At 72.3% G+C, this 17,732-nt stretch carries 16 protein-coding genes and 2 tRNA genes; 3 read left to right on the top strand and 15 right to left on the bottom strand.

Annotated elements, in window-relative coordinates:
- Window positions 1–40 precede the first annotated feature (40 nt).
- The 7 genes from ABZ622_RS19200 to ABZ622_RS19170 form a co-directional block, all read right to left on the bottom strand.
- A tRNA-Lys gene (locus tag ABZ622_RS19200) sits at window positions 41–114 on the bottom strand.
- A 75-nt stretch (window positions 115–189) separates the two neighbouring features.
- A complete protein-coding gene (locus tag ABZ622_RS19195; protein ID WP_360544582.1) occupies window positions 190–948 on the bottom strand; it encodes an IclR family transcriptional regulator C-terminal domain-containing protein in 759 nt (252 codons plus the stop codon).
- A gap of 166 nt (window positions 949–1,114) precedes the next feature.
- Window positions 1,115–1,873, bottom strand: a complete 759-nt coding sequence (gene ehuA / locus ABZ622_RS19190; protein ID WP_360544596.1) for an ectoine/hydroxyectoine ABC transporter ATP-binding protein EhuA — start codon at window positions 1,871–1,873, stop codon at window positions 1,115–1,117.
- 112 nt (window positions 1,874–1,985) lie between these two features.
- On the bottom strand, window positions 1,986–2,627 hold the full coding sequence (gene ehuD, locus ABZ622_RS19185) for an ectoine/hydroxyectoine ABC transporter permease subunit EhuD (RefSeq protein ID WP_266915660.1): 642 nt from the start codon (window positions 2,625–2,627) through the stop codon (window positions 1,986–1,988).
- A complete protein-coding gene (gene ehuC / locus ABZ622_RS19180) occupies window positions 2,624–3,364 on the bottom strand; it encodes an ectoine/hydroxyectoine ABC transporter permease subunit EhuC (protein WP_360544579.1) in 741 nt (246 codons plus the stop codon). Before ehuC ends, ehuD begins: the two co-directional genes overlap by 4 nt.
- Window positions 3,365–3,383: 19 nt before the next feature.
- Window positions 3,384–4,286, bottom strand: a complete 903-nt coding sequence (gene ehuB, locus ABZ622_RS19175; RefSeq protein WP_360544577.1) for an ectoine/hydroxyectoine ABC transporter substrate-binding protein EhuB — start codon at window positions 4,284–4,286, stop codon at window positions 3,384–3,386.
- A 179-nt stretch (window positions 4,287–4,465) separates the two neighbouring features.
- The gene (locus ABZ622_RS19170; protein ID WP_360544575.1) at window positions 4,466–5,425 is read right to left on the bottom strand and encodes a D-2-hydroxyacid dehydrogenase; all 960 of its coding nucleotides are present in this window, start codon (window positions 5,423–5,425) and stop codon (window positions 4,466–4,468) included.
- Window positions 5,426–5,664: 239 nt separating this feature from the next.
- On the opposite strand from ABZ622_RS19170, the gene ABZ622_RS19165 reads away from it, so the two are divergent.
- Together ABZ622_RS19165 and ABZ622_RS19160 are read left to right on the top strand one after the other, a co-directional pair.
- Complete coding sequence (locus tag ABZ622_RS19165; protein WP_360544573.1) at window positions 5,665–6,468, top strand: decarboxylase; 804 nt, start codon at window positions 5,665–5,667, stop codon at window positions 6,466–6,468.
- A gap of 109 nt (window positions 6,469–6,577) precedes the next feature.
- Window positions 6,578–7,675: an LLM class flavin-dependent oxidoreductase gene (locus tag ABZ622_RS19160; protein WP_360544571.1), complete on the top strand. Its 1,098-nt coding sequence runs from the start codon at window positions 6,578–6,580 to the stop codon at window positions 7,673–7,675.
- A 39-nt stretch (window positions 7,676–7,714) separates the two neighbouring features.
- On the opposite strand, the gene ABZ622_RS19155 is transcribed toward ABZ622_RS19160, so the two are convergent.
- Window positions 7,715–9,583, bottom strand: a complete 1,869-nt coding sequence (locus ABZ622_RS19155) for an EAL domain-containing protein (protein WP_360544569.1) — start codon at window positions 9,581–9,583, stop codon at window positions 7,715–7,717.
- Window positions 9,584–9,992: 409 nt separating this feature from the next.
- Between ABZ622_RS19155 and ABZ622_RS19150 the strand changes: the two genes are divergently transcribed.
- Complete coding sequence (locus ABZ622_RS19150; protein ID WP_360544567.1) at window positions 9,993–11,207, top strand: M6 family metalloprotease domain-containing protein; 1,215 nt, start codon at window positions 9,993–9,995, stop codon at window positions 11,205–11,207.
- Between the two features lie 59 nt (window positions 11,208–11,266).
- Here the strand turns inward: ABZ622_RS19150 and ABZ622_RS19145 are convergent.
- From ABZ622_RS19145 to ABZ622_RS19115, 7 genes are all read right to left on the bottom strand, one after another.
- Window positions 11,267–11,340: transfer RNA gene (locus ABZ622_RS19145), tRNA-Lys, on the bottom strand.
- On the bottom strand, window positions 11,331–12,047 hold the full coding sequence (locus tag ABZ622_RS19140) for a bifunctional DNA primase/polymerase (RefSeq protein WP_360544565.1): 717 nt from the start codon (window positions 12,045–12,047) through the stop codon (window positions 11,331–11,333). Before ABZ622_RS19140 ends, ABZ622_RS19145 begins: the two co-directional genes overlap by 10 nt.
- A 163-nt stretch (window positions 12,048–12,210) precedes the next feature.
- Complete coding sequence (locus ABZ622_RS19135; RefSeq protein WP_360544563.1) at window positions 12,211–12,552, bottom strand: hypothetical protein; 342 nt, start codon at window positions 12,550–12,552, stop codon at window positions 12,211–12,213.
- A 113-nt stretch (window positions 12,553–12,665) separates the two neighbouring features.
- Window positions 12,666–14,000, bottom strand: a complete 1,335-nt coding sequence (locus ABZ622_RS19130) for an AAA domain-containing protein (protein WP_360544561.1) — start codon at window positions 13,998–14,000, stop codon at window positions 12,666–12,668.
- Window positions 13,997–15,607 carry a hypothetical protein gene (locus ABZ622_RS19125; protein WP_360544559.1) on the bottom strand — a complete coding sequence of 537 codons (1,611 nt, stop codon included), beginning with the start codon at window positions 15,605–15,607 and terminating at the stop codon, window positions 13,997–13,999. The genes ABZ622_RS19130 and ABZ622_RS19125 overlap by 4 nt, the downstream gene beginning before the upstream one ends.
- Entirely contained in the window at window positions 15,598–16,785 is a 1,188-nt protein-coding gene (locus ABZ622_RS19120; protein ID WP_360544557.1) for a hypothetical protein, read from the bottom strand. The genes ABZ622_RS19125 and ABZ622_RS19120 overlap by 10 nt, the downstream gene beginning before the upstream one ends.
- Complete coding sequence (locus ABZ622_RS19115; RefSeq protein WP_360544555.1) at window positions 16,670–17,671, bottom strand: phosphatase PAP2 family protein; 1,002 nt, start codon at window positions 17,669–17,671, stop codon at window positions 16,670–16,672. The genes ABZ622_RS19120 and ABZ622_RS19115 overlap by 116 nt, the downstream gene beginning before the upstream one ends.
- Between the last annotated feature and the right edge of the window lie 61 nt (window positions 17,672–17,732).

Genomic DNA, 17,732 nt, shown 5'->3' with positions numbered 1-17,732 from the left:
CGGTTCACGTGTGTACGTGAACCGCCCAGTGCGTTGTCTGTGCGCCGCCAGGGACTCGAACCCCGGACCCGCTGATTAAGAGTCAGCTGCTCTAACCAACTGAGCTAGCGGCGCCTGCTGACTCGAAAATAATACCTGCTCCGGAGAGGTGCTGATGACACCCCCGTCGGGAGCCCTCGGGGCTCAGGCCTAGAGCGCCAGCGACAGGAGCACCGGAGCCGCCCGCCGGTTCAGTGTGTCCGCCGCCGAGCGCAGCCGGTGCGCGTCCTCGATCGGCAGCGACAGTGCCAGGCAGCCCGCCGACGACCCGGCCGTGAGCGGCACGGCCGCGCACACCGTGCCGACCGCGTACTCCTGGAGGTCGAGCACCGGGACCGTCGCCGGCTGGCTGTCCAGCTTGGAGAAGAGCACCTTCTCGTTGGTGATCGTCCGCGAGGTGAGCCGGGGCGTCTTGTGGCGCGAGATGTGGTCGCGGCGGCCGTTCTGGTCGAGCTGGGCCAGCAGGCACTTGCCCACGGCCGAGGCGTGCGCCGCCGACCGGAAGTCCACCCACTCGTTGACCGCGGGGGTGAGCGGGCCGTCGGCGTACTGCGTGACCCGGATCTCGCCGTCGACGTACCGGCTGATGTAGACCGCCGCGCCGACCGAGTCGCGCAGCTGCGCCAGGGTCTGCTGGAGCTTGGACTCCAGCGCCTGTCTGCGGGCCGGACCGGAACCGATGAGCAGGAGCGAGGCGCCGATGACATACGCGCCGTCGGTGACCTGCTCCACGTAACCCTCGCGGCGCAGCGTCAGCAGCAGGGAGGTGAGATGCCCGATGGGCAGTCCCGTCTCCCGCGAGATCTGGGTGCCCGTCACGCCGTCGCCGTGCTTGGAGACCGTTTCGAGAACACGAAGGGCGTACTGCACCGAATGGAACGGTGCCGTCGGTTCGGGCTTCAACGCCACGGTTTCCCCCTACCAGGTTGTGACCGCAAGCTCTGACCTCACGATAGCCGCCAAGACCCCGTTCCGGGGCGGCTGTTGGCGACTCGGCCGGGCGCCCCGGCTCGGTGAGCTGGGGCGCATCCGTCCGGCATATGCCAGCGTCATTGGTGTTCAACAAACGGTGAGGTCACAGCACTGCGTCGAGGAACTCGCGCGTACGTTCGTGCTCCGGGTCGGTGAAGATTTTTTCCGGCGGGCCGGATTCGATCACCCGCCCGGAGTCGAACATCAGTACCGTCTCCGAGACGTCCCGGGCGAAATTCATCTCGTGCGTCACGCAGAGCATCGTGATGTCGGTGGTCCTGGCGATGTCGCCCAGCAGCTCCAGCACCCCGGCCACCAGCTCCGGGTCGAGCGCCGAGGTCACCTCGTCCAGCAACAGGATCTCCGGCTCCATGGCCAGGGCGCGGGCGATGGCGACCCGCTGCTGCTGGCCCCCGGAGAGCTGGGAGGGGTGGGCGTCGATCTTCGCGGAGAGCCCGACCAGGTCCAGCAGCTCCCGGGCCCGGGTCTCCGCCTCCTCGCGGTCCTTGCCCAGCACGTTGACCGGCGCCTCGGTGATGTTCTGCAGCACCTTCATGTTGGGGAAGAGGTTGAACTGCTGGAAGACCATGCCGATCTTCTTACGGGCCTCGCGCAGATGCTTCTCCGGTGCCGGCTTCAGCACCCCGCCGGGCGTCCTGACGTGGGACAGCGGACTGCCGTCCACCCAGATCACGCCGTCGCTGACCTTCTCCAGCGTCATCAGCAGCCGCAGGATCGTGGTCTTGCCCGAGCCGCTGGGCCCGATCAGGGTGATGTGCTCACCGCGCCGCACCGAGAAGTTCAGCCGGTCGAGGACGACATGGTCGCCGTACCGCTTCACCACGTCGTCGAAGCGGACCAGCGGATGACCGGCCTCCGGCGCGACGGCCGGCGCGACGGCCGGCGCGACGGCCGGTGCGGCGGCAGAGGGCGCCGTGTCCGCCGTGTCCGCCGTCTTGTGCAGGGGGAGGGGTTCAGTGGCCAAGACGCTTCTCCAGCTTTCTCATCAGCAGCGAGGTGGGATAGCTCGCGACCAGGAAGACCAGGCCGGCGAGCGTGAACGCCTCGGTGTACGCGAAGTGGTCCGCGCCGTACTTACGGGCCTCGAAGACCATTTCCTGCACCGTGATCACGGCGAGGAACGGCGTCTCCTTGAACATCGAGATCGCGTAGTTGCCGAGGGCGGGCAGCACATTGCGCACCGCCTGCGGCAGGATCACGGCCTGCCAGGTCCGCCGGGGCCCGAGCGAGAGTGCCCGGCAGGCCTCCCACTGGCCCTTCGGCACACCGTCGATCCCGGCGCGGTACACCTCGGAGGTGTAGGCGGCGTAGTGGACGCCCAGCACCACGATGCCGATCGTCAGCGGCTCAACCGAGGTGAACAGGGCGGCCGCGCCGACCAGTTGGACGAGCAGCGGGGTGGACCGGACGAACTCCGTCACGGCCCGCACCGGCACCGTCACGAACCTGCTCGGGGCCCGGCCGGCGACCGCGACGGCCAGCCCCAGGACCGCGGCGACGAGTGTGCCGAGCACCGTCGCGAGCAGTGTGACCCGGAAGCCTTCGAGCAGCAGGGGCAGGGCGTCCCCGGCCGCGTTCCAGTCGAAACCGTTCACCGGGCACCTCCCTGGACGGAGGCGACGGCCCCGGTGGCGTTGCGGCTGCGCAGCAGCGAACCCGCGCCGACGGGCAGCCCGAGCCGCCGCTTGGCGCCCCGCTCCAGCAGGTTCATCAGCAGGGTCAGCGCGTACGCCAGCACGAAGTAGACGGCCAGCAGGGTCAGATACGCGGTGAGCGTCTCACCGGTACGGTCGCGCAGCTGCTGGACCACGGTCATCAGGTCGGCCGCGGAGATCAGCCACAGCAGCGGGGTGCACTTCAGCAGCTGGATCAGCAGATTGGTGAAGGACGGGATCATCTGCACCCAGGCCTGCGGAAGGATCACCTTCCGCATCCGGTGCAGCGGCGACATGTTCAGCGCGACGGCCGCCTCGTACTGGCCGCGCGGCACGGAGCCGATCGCCCCGCGCACCACCTCGGCGCCGTACGCGCCGTAGTTGAGCCCGAAGGCGACCACGCCGCAGAGCAGCGGGTCCAGCTGGTAGCCCGTCAGCGTCGGCATCGCGTAGTAGAGCCAGAACAGCTGGATGTAGAGCGAGGTGCCGCGGAAGAACTCCACGACCACCCGTGAGGTGCCGCGCAGCACCAGCAGCCGGCTGACCGACATCAGACCGAGGACGAACGACAGCAGCAGTGCGGCCAGCGCGCCCAGCACGGTGGCTTCGAGGGTCACCCACAACCCCGAGCGCACCTGCGGCAGTTCGTCGAAGAAGGCGGAGAAGAAATCACTCATGCGGTGCGGTCCGTCCCTGTCAGCCCTTGCACAGCTCGGCCGTCTTCAGCGTGGCCGGCGGGAGCTCGGTGGCGGAGAAGCCGTACTCCTGGAGCAGCGACACATAGCGCGACCGGTCCGAGACGATCTTCTTCAGCTCGCGGTTGAAGGCGTCCCGCAGATCCTCGTTGCCCTTGCGGAAGACGGCGCCGCCGGGGCTGTACTGCTTGGCGCCGTCCAGCTCCGGCACGAACGGCTCGGTGACCTCGGTCTCCGGGTTGGTCTTCGCCAGCCAGCGCAGCGAGATGCCGGTGAGCAGGAACGCGTCGATCCGGCCGCCCTTGACGGCGTCGGCGCCGTCCTGCGGCTTCTGCAGCGTCTTGACCTTGTCGCCGGTGATGCCGGCGCCCTCGGCGTACTTGCCCTCGACGGCGCCCGACATGATGCCGACGGTGATCCCGGCGGCCTTCGCGGACGCCAGGTCGGTGACCTTCTTCGGGTTGCCCTTCTTCACCATCAGCGCGGTCGGCGAGATGAACTCGGGCTCGGAGAACAGGGCGTTGGCGCAGCGTTCGGGCGTGATCGCCATTCCGGCGCTGACCACGTCGTACTTGCCCGCCTGGAGGCCGGGGATCAGACCGTCCCACTCGGAGAGGGTGGGCTTGAGCTCCTCGACGCCGAGCGCCTTGAAGATCTCCCGGTGCAGCGTGGGCGCCTCGCCCTTGAGCTGCTTGCCCTCCAGATAGCCGTACGGGGCCTCGTTGGCGTACGCGACCCGGACGAAGCCCTGCTTGCGGAGCTTTTCGAGCGCACCCGCACCGTCCGCGGAGCCGGCGGCGGTCTTGCTGCACGCGGAGAGCAGGCCGGGGACGACGAGCAGGCCGCCCACGGCCGCCGATCGGTTCAGAAAGCCCCGGCGGGACAGGTTCGGGAAGTCAGCCATGGTTCGCAATCTCCTGGAGGGATCGAACAGTCCGGACAGGGGAGGCGCCTGCCCGATCCCGGACGTCTATGCAGGAAGCGAGAGCATGTAACCGAAAGGTGGCCGGAATGTGACCTTCCCGAGTCCAGCCGGGCCGGGGGTGGGGCCGGGCCGGACGGGCGTGGCCGGCCAACGCCCGGTTACTCGCCCGGCTCCCGTACGGGGACGTAACCGCGCTGTTTGTCCACCACGTTGGGCAGGGGCTCCCCGGCCGCCCAGAGTTCGTACATCGCCACGAACTGCTCGCTCAGCCGGTCCCGCCAGCCCGCCGTGTCGCCGCTCATGTGCGGCGACACGATCAGATCTGGTACGTCCCACAGCGGGCTCTCCGGCCCCAGTGGTTCCCGCTCGAACACATCGAGTGCCGCGCCCGCGATCCAGCGCCTGCGCAGCGCTTCGGCCAGATCGTCCTCGACGACCAGCGGCCCGCGCCCCACATTGATGAAGCGGGCCGAGGGCTGCATCAGCCCGAAGAACCGGGCGTCGAACATGGCGTGGGTCGACCCGGTCAGCGGGGCCGCGCAGATCACCCAGTCGGCCAGGGCGGTCAGCCGGTCCAGGTCCTCGGTGCCGTGGATGGTGCGCCGCGCGGTGCGCCCCACCAGCGCCACCTGGACCCCCAGCGCGATCAGCAGCCTGGTGATCTCCCGCCCGATCGGGCCAGCGCCGACGACCACCGCGCGGCTGCCCGCGAGCCGGGTGCTCTCGCGGTGGCGCCACTGACGTCGTCGCTGGAGCTCCAGCGTGCCGGGGAGATCCTTCGCGAACGCCAGCACCAGGCCGGTCACGTACTCGGCGATGGGCCGCTCGAAGATGCCGCGGGCGTTGGTCAGCACCGTGTCGCAGGCCGTGAGCTCCGGGCACAGCAGCCGGTCCACACCCACACTCGCGGTGTGCACCCAGGCCGGGCGCGGTCCCTCGCCGGGCCAGGCCCGCCGCACCGCGTCGGAGGCGAAGTCCCACACCAGCAGCACATCGGCTTCCGGGAGGCGGGCGGCGAGTCCGGCCTCGTCCGTGTACCGGATGCGGGCCCGGCCGGTCAGCCGGCCGAGGCGCGGCGAGGGGTCGGTGTCCAGCACGAGCAGGGTGGGCTCTGACATGAGAGACGGTCGCTCCGCTGCGTCTGGGAGGTGCGCGTGCGTCTGGGAGGTGCGCGTGAGTCCGGGAGGTGCGGTGCGACCACGCTCGCACCCGCCTCCGCCCCCGTCAACAGGTCACAGCAGAGGTCACGACATATGGGGGAATACTTGGATGAAGTGGGGTAAAGCGTCACGCCAGGTGGCGGGACAGGAACGGAAAGGCCGAACGGAAAGGCCTGACAACAAAAGGAAGGGCGGACATGACGACCGTCGGATTTCTCTACCCGGGCCACTTCGCGGAGGACGACTTCCCGCGGATGGAGATCCTGCTCGACGCCGTCCGGCTGGTGGTGAACCGCACCGAAGTCGACGACGACGCCTACCGGATCGACGCGCTGATCCGGACCGGCACGCCCGAGCACCTGGCCGCCGGGGTGGAGGAGCTGCAACGCGCCGGGGCCGAGGCCGTCGTCTGGGCGAGCGGCGCCGGCAGCTTCCTGTACGGCTGGGAGGGCGCCCATGAACAGACCGCCGCCCTGGCCCGCGCGGCCGGTGTGCCCGCCTCCAGCACCTCGTTCGGCTTCGCCCACGCGGTACGGGAGCTGGGCGCCGGCCGGGTCGCCGTCGCCTCCACCTATCCCGAGCGGATCACCGCCCTGTTCGCCGAGTTCCTGCACGCCGCGGGCCTCGACGTGGCCGTCACCCGGGCCGCCGGGCTCGGATCGGCCGCCGAGGCCGCCGCCTGGGACCTGGACCGGGTGAAGGAGCTGGCGGTCGCCGCCGACCGGCCGGAGGCGGACGCGGTGCTGCTGCCCGACACCGCACTGCACACCGCCGGGCACGAGGCGGAGCTGGAGGAGCTCCTCGGCAAACCGGTCCTCACCGGCAACCAGGTCACGGTCCGCGAGGGCCTCCGCCTGGCCGGCCGCCGCGCCTGGTCCCCGAGGCTGGGCCGGATCTTCGCGGCCCGGGAGGCGCCCCCGGCCCCGGTCGCCGCCTGGGGCGAGGGCCGGGAACGCGCACACAGCGGGAGGCGGGCCGGGCCCGGAGACGTACGGGAATAACCGGAGACAACCTCCTGTTAGGCGCTTGAGGACACAGGACACAGGACACAGGACGTACGGGTCGGACGTACGAGCCCGACGCAGGCGCATCACCGAAAGAGGCCAGGACGTGGACGAGATTCGAGGCGACGAGATCCGTGGCAGGGCTGAGGGGACGGCCACCGTTCCGCTCTCCGTGCTGGACCTGGTGACCGTCGGGCAGGGCCGCACCGCCACCCAGGCGCTGCGCACCTCCGTGGACATCGCGCGGCTCGCCGAGCGCCGCGGATTCCACCGCTACTGGGTCGCCGAACACCACTCGATGCCCGGCGTCGCCTCCTCCTCGCCCGCCGTGATCCTGGCCCACCTCGCCGCGCACACCGACCGCATCAGGCTCGGCTCCGGCGGCGTGATGCTGCCCAACCACGCACCGCTCGTCATCGCGGAACAGTTCGGCACCCTGGAGGCCATGGCCCCCGGCCGCATCGACCTCGGCCTCGGCCGCGCCCCCGGCACCGACGGTGCGACGGCCGCCGCCCTGCGCCGCACCGACCGGCTGAACGAAGGGGCGGACGACTTCCCGCAGCAGCTCGCCGAACTGACCCGGTTCCTGGACGACGACTTCCCCGACGGCCACCCCTACGCCCGTATCCACGCGGTCCCCGGCCCGGTCCAGGCGACGGCCGAGGGCGGCGTGCAGTCGCCGGCCCGCCCGCCGCTCTGGCTCCTCGGCTCCTCCGGCTTCAGCGCCCGGCTGGCCGGTGTGCTCGGGCTGCCCTTCGCCTTCGCCCACCACTTCTCGGCCCAGAACACGATTCCGGCGCTCGACCTGTACCGGGAGTCGTTCCGGCCGTCCGCGGTGCTCGACGCCCCGTACGCCCTGATCGGCGTCTCGGCCCTGGCCGCCGACGACGAACGCGAGGCCCGCCGCCAGGTGCTCAGCGGCGCCCTGTCCATGGTCCGGCTGCGCACCGGCCGCCCCGGCCTGGTCCCGACGCCCGAGGAGGCGGAGACGTACGCCTTCAGCCCGATGGAGCGCGAGTTCGTCGACGGCTGGCTCACCAACATCGTCCACGGCACGGCGGACGAGGTCCGTACCGGCCTCGACGACCTGGCCAAGCGCACCGGCGCCGACGAACTCATGATCACCGCCAACGCCCACGGCGGCGAGGCGAGGCTGCGCAGCTACGAACTGATCGCGGACGCGTACGCGCTGCCCACGGCCTGATCCGGCCCACGGCCGTGGCGGGCGCCGGCTCCGGTGGTGTCAGTGCGTCATCGGGCGGGCGCCGATCAGCTCGGCGATCCGCTCCGGGGCGACCGCGCGCGAGTACAGCCAGCCCTGCCCGGTGTCGCAGCCGATCCTGCGCAGCCGTTCCGCCTGGCCGGCCGTCTCCACGCACTCCGCGGTGACGGTCAGGCCCAGCCGGTGGGCCAGCTGCACCATCGCCTCGACGATCGTCTCGTCGGCCGGGGAGGGGTGGGCGCCGTCGTCGTAGCGGAAGCCACGCACGAACGAGCCGTCCAGCTTCAGCACCGAGACCGGCAGCCGGCTCAGATAGGCGAGGTTGGAGTAGCCGGTGCCGAAGTCGTCGATGGCGATCCGCACGCCCATCTCGCTGAGCGACTGGAGGGCCTGGATCGGCCGGCCCGCCGAACCCATCACCGCCGACTCGGTCAGCTCCAGCTGGAGCAGCGAGGGATCCAGGCCGGTCTCGGCGAGGATCTCCGCGACATCGGTGACCAGGTCGGAGTCCCAGACCTGGCGTACGGCGACATTGACGCTGATGAACAGCGGCGGATAGGCGGGGTGCTCCAGCTGCCAGCGCCGGGCCTGGCGGCAGGCGGACTGGAGCACCCACCGGCCGAGCTGGACGATCGAGCCGTCCTCCTCGGCGATCGCGACGAACCGATTCGGCGACAGCATGCCGAACTGCGGATGGTTCCAGCGGACCAGGGCCTCCACCCCGCGCACGACCCCGTCGGCCATGCCGACCAGCGGCTGGTACTCGATGGTGAACTCGCCGCGCTCCACGGCGGGCCGCAGCGTGGACGAGAGCGTCTGCCGGGTCATCCGGTGGGCGTTCCGCTCCGGGTCGAAGACCGTCCAGCGGGCCTTGCCGTCCGCCTTCGCCCAGTACAGCGTGGTGTCGGCGGCCTGCATCAGACCGGTGGCCGAGGTGCCGGTCACGGCCCGCTCCACCACCCCGATCGAGGCGGAGACGGAGAGCCGCTGCCCGGCCAGGTCGAAGGGCTGCTGGAGCGCGGCGAGCACCGTGCGGGCCAGGTCGGTGAGCTGCTGGGTGCCAGCCGAGTCCTCGACCAGGATCGCGAACTCGTCGCCGCCGAGGCGCGCCACGAGATGGGCGCCGTCACGGTGCGGGCCGTCCTGGGCCGCGCAGTCGGTGAGCCGGGCGGCGACGGCGGCGAGCAGCCGGTCGCCGGTCCGGTGGCCCATCGTGTCGTTGACGGCCTTGAAGCCGTCCAGATCCAGGTAGCAGAGCCCGACCCGGCCGCGCCCGGAGCCGCCGTCGTCGTACGGCGGGGCCTCCAGGACGGCCGAGAGCCGTTCGAAGAACAGCGTCCGGTTGGGCAGCCGGGTCACCGGGTCGTGCATCTGGAGGTGGCGCAGTCGTTTCTGCAGCTCGCGCCGGTCGCTGATGTCCGAGACGGAGAGCAGCATCCGGCGGGGCCCGGCGCCGCCGGATGCGCCGGCCTCCTGCTCGGGCATCGGTACGACGGTGACCTCGGCCCACAGCGCCCGCCCGTCGGGGTGCTTGAGCCGGTGGGTGCGGCGGAACCGTGAGCGCCGGCCGTGCAGCACCTCGCGGTACGCGTGCCAGGTGCGGCCGTCCGCCGCGAGGTCGAGCAGATCGGCCGCGGACTGGCTGGTCAGCGCCGCGGCGGAGCGGCCGAGCAGGACGCCGAGGGCCTCGTTGGCGGTGACGACCAGGCCCTCGTGATCGACGACGGCCATCGGCAGCGTAGCGGCCAGGAACGCGGCCCGGTAGCCGTGCGGCTCGGATCCACCGGTCCCGGCGAGAGGCCACGCAGTGTGACGTTCCGTGGTCGCCGGTCCTGCGGAATGCCTGGGTGTGCCCGCCGTGGGCCCGGGCCCTTCGGACGTTCCGCTCACCGTTCGCTCCCGCCGTGCAGTTCTGTCCTGAACAGGTGTGGCCGGACTGGCCCGTCACGCGGAGCGCCTGGGTCGGAGGCGGAAACCACGTGGGAAAGCCTGGTGAAGCATAGAGGCTGGTGCGTCGGCCGTTCCAGCGCCAGACCCTTCCACGCCCCGCGTGCGCCCCGCATGGGCCATTCGCGCATGGTTCCGATTTGCCCTTATCCGATCATTTCCGAGCGATTGCGTTCCCCCGTAATGCCTCGTTGATCGATTGTGACTGTCCGTGAGGGTTGGGGCCTCGGTCGGCCGCTGACTCGACTGGGGCAGCTCAACAGGACGGAAGCCTTGAACCATCACAGGGTGAGTGGGTGACCGCAGCTCGCACCCGGAGGTGGATGTGCCGCGCCAGCACGGGACCGGGGGAGTGGAGAGACCGAGCCTGCGCGGTGTGGCCGCCGCCGCGACCTCTCTCCTGGCGCTCGTCGCCACCTCCCTCGTCGCCGGGCCCGCCGTGGCCGCCACCGGAGAGGCGGGCCCCTGCGCCCTGCCCCGGACCGAGGCGCACCACTCGCTCGGCGTCAGCGACTGGAACGGCGCCTACCCCCGCCCCGATCACGCCCTCGACGCGGTCATGGTCTTCCTCTCCTTCCCGGACCACCGCCCCGCCGCCACCCCCGCCCAGCTCGCCGCCGACTACTTCCCCGCCACCAGCCAGTTCTTCCGGCGCGCCTCGTACGGGAAGTTCGACCTGCGCCCGCACCCGATGCGGCAGTGGATCCGGATGCCGAAGACGTCCGACCAGTACGGCATACACCGTGATTGGGACAACGAGCGGCGCAGCACCTACCTGCGCGACGCCGTCGCCGTCGCCGACCCGAAGATCGACTTCTCCCGGTACGACATCGTCTACCTGATCGCCGACCCGGACGCCCCCGGCGTCGACTCCGACGCCACCAAGGTCGTCAACTTCGACCAGCCGCTGCGCGCCGACGGCACGGACATCCGCCGCGTCGTCACCGTCTTCGAACAGCACCCGCCGGACCACAATGTGCTCGCCCACGAGACCGGGCACGTCTTCGACCTGCCGGACCTCTACCACCGGCCGTCCGACGGCAAGGGCGACTGGGACACCTACGTCGGCGACTGGGACGTGATGGGCAGTCAGTTCGGACTCGCGCCGGACTTCTTCGGCTGGCACAAGTGGAAACTCGGCTGGCTGGACCGCAGACAGGTGATCTGTGTCCAGGGCAGCCGGGACATCACCCTGGAGCCGATGGCCGCCGTGCCCGAGCCCGGCGCCTCCACCGGCACCCGGCTCGCGGTGATCAGGACCGGCGAGGACAGCGCCGTGGCCATCGAGGCCCGCAGCGCCACCGGCAACGACAGCACGACCTGCACCGAGGGGGTCCTGCTCTACCGGGTACGCAACGAAACCCCGTCCGGCGGCGGCCCGGTCGAGGTCCTCGACACCCATCCCCGCACCGACGCCTGCTGGGACCGCTCGGTCTACGCGCCGCTCGCGGACGCCCCGCTGCGGGTCGGCGAGACGTACAGCATCCCCGGCGGGCGCACGAAGGTCGAGGTCGCCGACCGGACGCCGTCGGGCGCCTGGACCGTCCGGATCACCACCGGAACGTAGGGGCCCGCCCCGGGAACGAAGAAACCCCCTCGCTCTCGCGAGGGGGTTTCTCCCGTCTGTGCGCCGCCAGGGACTCGAACCCCGGACCCGCTGATTAAGAGTCAGCTGCTCTAACCAACTGAGCTAGCGGCGCCTGCTGACGTCGTAGACATTAGCATCCGGATCGGCGGTAGGAAAAATCGAATTCCTGGCCGCCGACGAGGGCGCCGACCTGGTCACCCGCACACAGGCCCAGAGCAGTACGTCGGGGCCCGGCAGCCAGGGGCTGCGGGTGTCGGGGGCGACCAGCCAGCGGGGGCCGGGCGTGGTGGAGGTGCAGGCCAGGGGCGGGACGGTCACCGCGTCCCCGGTGCCGTGGCAGAGCAGCGGCGGCACCTTGCTGTCGCCGTCGGCCCCGTCGTCGTGCCCGCGCGGGCCCATGGCGGCCCGGGGCTCGGGGCCGCCGCCCCACTCCTCCCAGTCGAGCAGCGAGGGAAGCCGCTGGGCGGTGCCGGGCGAGGCGAACAGCAGCATCCGGCCGCGGTGCGTGGCCACCGGCCCGGAGCCGGGACCGTCGGACCACAGGTGCTCCAGCATCCGGCGCCCGAACAGGGTGGGCACGTTCACCACGTCGAAGGCCGACCCGCACGGCAGTACCCCGGGCGAGGAGGGATGCGCCTCCCACTGGGCCAGGGTGGAGCGGGGATACGCGGTGGCGCCGGCCAGCCAGGCGGCACCGGCCGCCGTGACCTGTGCCGTCTGGTTCGTGGCCTGGTTCCGCAGATCGGCGAAGAGGCCGGCGCCGTGGTGGGGGGCGTCGCCGTGGTGCAGGGTCGAGTTGTCGGGCAGCCATGCGGTCATACGGGCATGTCTACCGGCAGTGATCAAGCGGATTCCGAGAGTTGCCGGAAACCGGGACAGGCCGGGGTGGAGAGGAGTATCTTGCGCTCGGGCATATGCCAGTGGTTCTACCCGGAGTCAGGACCGGCCGGGCGGGCCGCCCGGCCCCGGGCCCGCGCGGCCGTCAGGGCGCGGAACCGCCCAGCAGACTCCGGCCGAACTCGACCATCTTCTTGGCGTAGTCCTCGGTCCACTCCGCGCGCTGCGCGATGTCCGCGGTCGTGAGCCGGTCGAACCGGCGCGGATCGGCGAGCTGGGCAGCGGCGATCGCCTGGAACTCGACCGCGCGGTCGGTCGCGGCCCGGAACGCCAGGGACAGCTCGGTGGCGCGGGACAGCAACTCCTTCGGGTCGTCCATCGACTCCAGATCGAAGAAGTGCTCGGGATCGGCGACGGCCGCCGACGGCTCGAAGAGCAGGGGCGCGGGGCGCAGCCGCTGCCGCTCGTTCCGCTCGGGTTGTGGCATGTGGTGTTTCCTCCTTGGGCGGGCCCGATGGCCACCCTCCATTGTCCAACGTCCCGCAAGAGGGCCCGGAGGGGCGGTCACGGGCGCCGACGTCCCATGAGCCGGCGCACCGGTCACGGGCGCCAGGAGACCCGGTGTTCGGCCAGGTGCGCCAGCACCGAGTGGTTCGCCTCCCAGCCGTCCGGGAACTTCACCGTGACACCCAGCTGGACCGGCTCCGTGGACGGGTGTTCGTCCAGCAGCTCGGTGACGCCCGCCCGGCACACCACGATGCAGGCGTGCCGGTGGCGCGAGGCCAGCACGCAGAGCCGGCCCGTCTCCAGGTGGAAGGCGGTGGCGTCCGGGCGGCCGGAGAGCGGGTGCAGGACCACCGTCACATCGAACTCGCGGCCCTGGAGCCGGTTGGCCGTGTCCACCGCGACGCCCGTCACACCCAGCTCCGCGAGCGCCGCCCGTACCGCCGCGGCCTGGTCGCGGTGGGCGGTGCCGACCGCGACCCGGTCCGCCGTCACCGGAACCGGGTCGGGGGATCGCTCGCTCGTCGCCGCGCCGCCCCGGTCCAGCAGCCGGCGCACCACCAGGGCCACCGCGCGTACCGCCTCCGGGTCGGTGCGCGGGGTGTGCCTGGCCGGGAGTTCGAGCAGGCCCCAGCCGGACTCCGCGGCCTCGTCCAGCACCCGGTCGGGGGCCGAGCCGTCGGAAGCGACGCCGAACGACAGCCGCCGGTCGCCGTGGCCGGTACCGCTGCGGAACGGGGTGTACGGATAGAACGCGTCCGAGACCAGCGGCGCGGCGGACGCGGGCAGCCGCCACGACACCGGCAGCCGGTGCTGCGGCAGCCTGGGGTTGTGCGCGAGCAGCGTGGAGACCGCACTCGCGGACGGATCGTACGAGAGCCCCGCCCACTGGTCCGCGCCGACGATCGAGAACGGGTCCAGCTGGCCCGGATCGCCGACGAACAGCGCCCGCTCGAAGAGCCCCGCGACGGCCAGCAGCGCGTCCGAACGCATCTGGTACGCCTCATCGACGATCGCGTGGCCCCACGGCTCGACGTTCTTCACATGCGCCCACTTCGCGGCCGTCGAGATGACCACGTCGAGCCCGGCGAGATCGCCGGCCTTCGCCGACTTCCGGACGTTGGCCAGGCCGTCCAGCACCTTGTCGTACGGGTCCGTGTCGTTGCTGTGCAGCCGGCCCACCGGCAGCCCCGGGTCCTTCTCGGCCAGCCGGACCACCAGGTCGTCGACCTGGGCGTTGGTCTGCGCGACCACCATCAACGGGTGCCCGGCCGACGCGAGTTCGAGCGCGGCGCGCACCACGAGCGTGGACTTGCCCGCACCCGGCGGGGAGTCCACCACGATGCCGCGCGACGTACCGCCCAGGGTGTCGGCGAGGATCGCCTCGGTGGCCCGCGCGGCCTGGGCGCCCGGGTCGAATACGGCCGTCACAGAAGGTCCTCCGCAGTCACAGGATCGGGGCTCTCGGCATGCCCGGCGGCGGCGCCCGGCGGGCCGCCGTGCGTCCAGGGCGTCTCCTCCGGGTCCGGCAGCTTCGGGCCGCCGCGCTGATCGTGCTCGAAGAGCGTCCAGGCGATCCGGTCGCCCGGCTCGGGCACCGAACCCGGGGCCGGCTCCTTGCTCCGGCCCATCCGGTCGGTGATCCGCAGCACCAGCGGCGGCGCGCCCCCGTCCGCCGGCTCGGCGTACGCCACGAACTCGGCGGTCTGCGGCTTGCCGTCCAGCGAGCGGTACACCTTGGTGCGCTCGCCGAGATGCGGGTGCTCGTCCGTACGGACCGTGACCAGCGGGCGCGGCGCGGGGCGCTTCGACTCGCTGTACGCCATCACCACCTCCGTCACCTCCGCGACGAACGCCTCACCGGCCAGCCGCCGCCCGGCCAGCACCAGCGGATCGTCCAGCGCCTCCTGGGCCTCCAGCTGGGCCTGCGCCGTCTCCCGCGAGGCCAGCTTCTGCGCCGCCGTCACCGCGTCGTCCCGGCGCGGCTGCGGCGGCTCGCCCGAGCGCACCCGGTCCCGGTGACCGGTGAACGACCAGCGGTCCCTGGTCCAGCGGTCCTCGGACCTGGACCCCTCGGGGAGCTCCCGCAGCAGGTCGAGCCCCCGCCACACCGCGTCCCACGTCGGCCGCGTCACGCCGGCCAGCAGCGCCCGGATCTCCCGCTCGGCGGCGGTCAGCTCGCCGAGCCGGGCATCGGCCGCCAGTCCGTCCTCGGCGGCCGCGAGCGAGGTGCGCGCCCGGTCGTACTTCTCGATGGCGGGCGCCAGCAGCCGGTTGTCGAACGCCGGGTCGGTGGCCGGACCGGCCGGCGGGCACAGCAGCTGCCCGCCGCCGTCCCGGTCCAGCTCCGCACGGAGCGCCGCCGCGGCCCCCGACTCGCCCGCCGGGGCGTCGATCCAGGCCAGCAGCGCGCCCAGATGCTGATCCTCCAGGCTGCTCTGCCCGGTCGCCCAGTGCCGGTTCAGCAGATCGGTCGCGGCGAGCAGCAGCGAGGAGCCGGGCACCCGGGCCCGCTCCCCGTAGTGCGTCAGCCAGCGGCCCAGCAGCGGAACCCGGGCCGGGACGGGATACGGGGTGTCCGGATCGTCCTCGGCCGTACGCCGGAACCGCATCGAACGGCCCAGCAGCCGTACGAACTCGATGCCCGCCCGGCTCGGCACGATCAGCTGCGGCGCGTCCGCGCACAGCTCGACCTCGACCCTGACCTTCTTCCCGGTCTCCGGATCGGTCTCGTTGCGCTCGGCCGGCTCGACGACGTCCTCGTACGCCTCGATGTGCGGCAGCACCGCCTCGGCCAGCTCGGCGAGGAACGCGAACCGCAGGTCCCGGTCGCGCGGCTGCGAGACCACCAGCAGCCGGGGCGCCTCCCGGTCCGTCCCGACCAGCGCGCCCAGCGGGGCGCCCGCCTCACCGGCCGTGGTCAGCGGGACCAGGACCAGCGGCCGGTCGGTGAGATGGCGGTGCCGGACCGTCGCCATCGGCTGCGCACGGCCGCTCTCCACGGCCTCCAGCCGGGCCAGGGTGCTGATCAGTGACATGCCGGACCGCCCGCCAGCGCCTCGGCGCGCAGGGCCGCCGCGCGCCGCAGGGCCGCGACCGTCGGGTCCGCCGGGTCGCCCTCCTTGCCCGCGGCCGCCGCCAGCACCTCGCCCACCGTGGTCAGCCCGCCGAGCTCACCGCGCACACTCCGCCCCAGCGCCTCCACCGCACCGGCCGCGCGGGCCTTCGCCCGGCAGTGGAAGGCCAGCTCGCAGGCGGCCAGGCACTCCGGGGCGTACGCCGCGCCGACCGCCTCCACCGCGGCGTCGAGCTGCGGCCGGGGGCACTGGGGGTCGAAGGTGGTGCCCTCGGGCAGGGCCGCCGCGATGTCCTCGATCCGGGTCAGCCTGGTCAGCTGACGGCGGGTGACCGCGCGCTGCTTGCGCACGTCGACGACCGAGGCGGTGGGCAGGTTGGAGAAGTCCTTCGGGCAGACCAGCAGCACCCGGTGGCCGACCTCGGCGCCCTCGGTCAGCTCCGCGATCCGCTCCAGCGCCAGCACATAGACGGCGGACTGCCGGGCCGCCGCGCCGACCTTCGCCGCGTCGGCCGAGCCGTCGACCATGGGGAAGGACTTGATCTCGACGACCGTCCAGGTGCCGTCGGGGTGCACCGCCACCGCGTCCGGCTCCAGATAGGCGGGGGAGCCCGCCACCTCCAGGGCCAGCATGGGGTGGTCCAGCAGCGCCCAGCCGCCCGCCGCGGTCGCCTCCCGCAGCGCCAGCGCCGTACGCGCGGCACGGCCCTCGGGGCCCGCCGCGCTCAGATCGGGCACCGAGACCTCGTCCGGCGCCGGGCCACCGCCGCCGAGGCGCTCGTACAGCAGCCGCATCAGCTCCGTACCGCCGTCGGCCTTGACCCTGGCCTCGAAGGCGTTGCCCCGGACGAAGGCGAACTGCGACTGCCCGAAGGGGGCGGGCGAACCGAGCGCCGTGGCCAGCGCGGACTTGTCCACCCCCGCGCCGTCCAGCAGGGCGCGGCGCCGGCAGCCGGGGTTGGCGGCGAGGGCGGCCAGCGCGCGGGCGTCCAGCGGACGCGGTGGGACGGTCGGTCCCCGCAGCTCAGCGAGCCGTTGCCGGAGCGTCGTCGCCGGTCGATCCCGCTCCTGCGCGGGCGCCGGGACCGGCCCGGGGTGCGCGACCGGCCGAGGCGTCTGCGTCGGCCGATGCCGCGGCATCGGTGGAGTCTGCGGAGGTGGTCCGCTGGCCAGGGATTCGCTCACCCGCGGAAGTCTTGCATCCGGCACTGACAATCGGGGATTCCGCGGCCGGGGCGACCGGGGCGATCCGCGGGAAGCGGGCTCCGACCCGGTCCCGGACCCGGTCCGCGAGACGCATCACGGGCCGGGCCAGCAGGGCTCCGACGCCCATCACGGCTCCACCCGCGACCGCGTCGAGGAGATAGTGGTTGGCCGTGCCCATCACCACGAACGTGGTGATCAGGGGGTAGACGACGCCCGCGGCCCGGACGTACGGGTTCTTGCTGTGGCGCCACAGCAGGATTCCGCACCAGAGCGCCCAGCCGACGTGCAGGCTCGGCATCGCCGCGTACTGGTTGGTCATCCCGCCCATGCCGCGCGGGGCGCTGGCCTCGGTGCCCCACCAGCCGTACGAGCTGTACTGCGCCATCGTGTCGACGAAGCCGTACCGGGCCTCCAGCAGCCGGGGCGGGCAGGTCGGCAGCAGCGTGAAGCCGATCAGACCGAGCAGCGTGGAGGTCATCAGCCAGGCGCGGGCCCGGCGGTACACCTCCTGGCGGCGGCGGAAGAGCCAGATCAGGACGGCCGGGGTGACGACGTAGTGCAGGGACGCGTACGCGAAGTCGGAGGGTATGCCTATCGAGGGGTGCGCGGTGAGCAGCCGGTTGAGCGGATGTTCGAGGTTGATGTGGAGCGTCTGCTCCAGGCGCAGGATGCTCAGGCCGTGGTCGATGGCGGTGGACACGTCGCCGCGCACCACCAGCCGGCCCGCCGAGTAGGCCCCGTACACCAGGGCCAGCAGCGGCAGTTCGGTCCACCAACGGGGCCTCGGGCGCGGCACGGGTGCGGTGCTGGCATGCTGCATCCGGAAGCTCTCCATCATGTGTTCCTGCGGCCGACGGCGGGCGTTCAACCGTACGGTGTGG

The sequence above is a fragment of the Streptomyces sp. NPDC007164 genome, assembly GCF_040634135.1.
Classification (GTDB): Bacteria; Actinomycetota; Actinomycetes; order Streptomycetales; family Streptomycetaceae; genus Streptomyces; species Streptomyces sanglieri.
Note: the sequence above shows the minus strand (reverse complement) of the source record. Positions and strands in the feature narration are given on the sequence as shown.

Bases quoted from the DNA above. Each gene is read 5' to 3' on its own strand.
- ehuC (WP_360544579.1), bottom strand. From the start codon at position 3,364: ATGAGTGATTTCTTCTCCGCCTTCTTCGACGAACTGCCGCAGGTGCGC.
- ehuB (WP_360544577.1), bottom strand. From the start codon at position 4,286: ATGGCTGACTTCCCGAACCTGTCCCGCCGGGGCTTTCTGAACCGATCG.
- ABZ622_RS19170 (WP_360544575.1), bottom strand. From the start codon at position 5,425: ATGTCAGAGCCCACCCTGCTCGTGCTGGACACCGACCCCTCGCCGCGC.
- ABZ622_RS19165 (WP_360544573.1), top strand. From the start codon at position 5,665: ATGACGACCGTCGGATTTCTCTACCCGGGCCACTTCGCGGAGGACGAC.
- ABZ622_RS19140 (WP_360544565.1), bottom strand. From the start codon at position 12,047: ATGACCGCATGGCTGCCCGACAACTCGACCCTGCACCACGGCGACGCC.
- ABZ622_RS19135 (WP_360544563.1), bottom strand. From the start codon at position 12,552: ATGCCACAACCCGAGCGGAACGAGCGGCAGCGGCTGCGCCCCGCGCCC.
- ABZ622_RS19125 (WP_360544559.1), bottom strand. From the start codon at position 15,607: ATGTCACTGATCAGCACCCTGGCCCGGCTGGAGGCCGTGGAGAGCGGC.
- ABZ622_RS19120 (WP_360544557.1), bottom strand. From the start codon at position 16,785: ATGCCGCGGCATCGGCCGACGCAGACGCCTCGGCCGGTCGCGCACCCC.
- ABZ622_RS19115 (WP_360544555.1), bottom strand. From the start codon at position 17,671: ATGCAGCATGCCAGCACCGCACCCGTGCCGCGCCCGAGGCCCCGTTGG.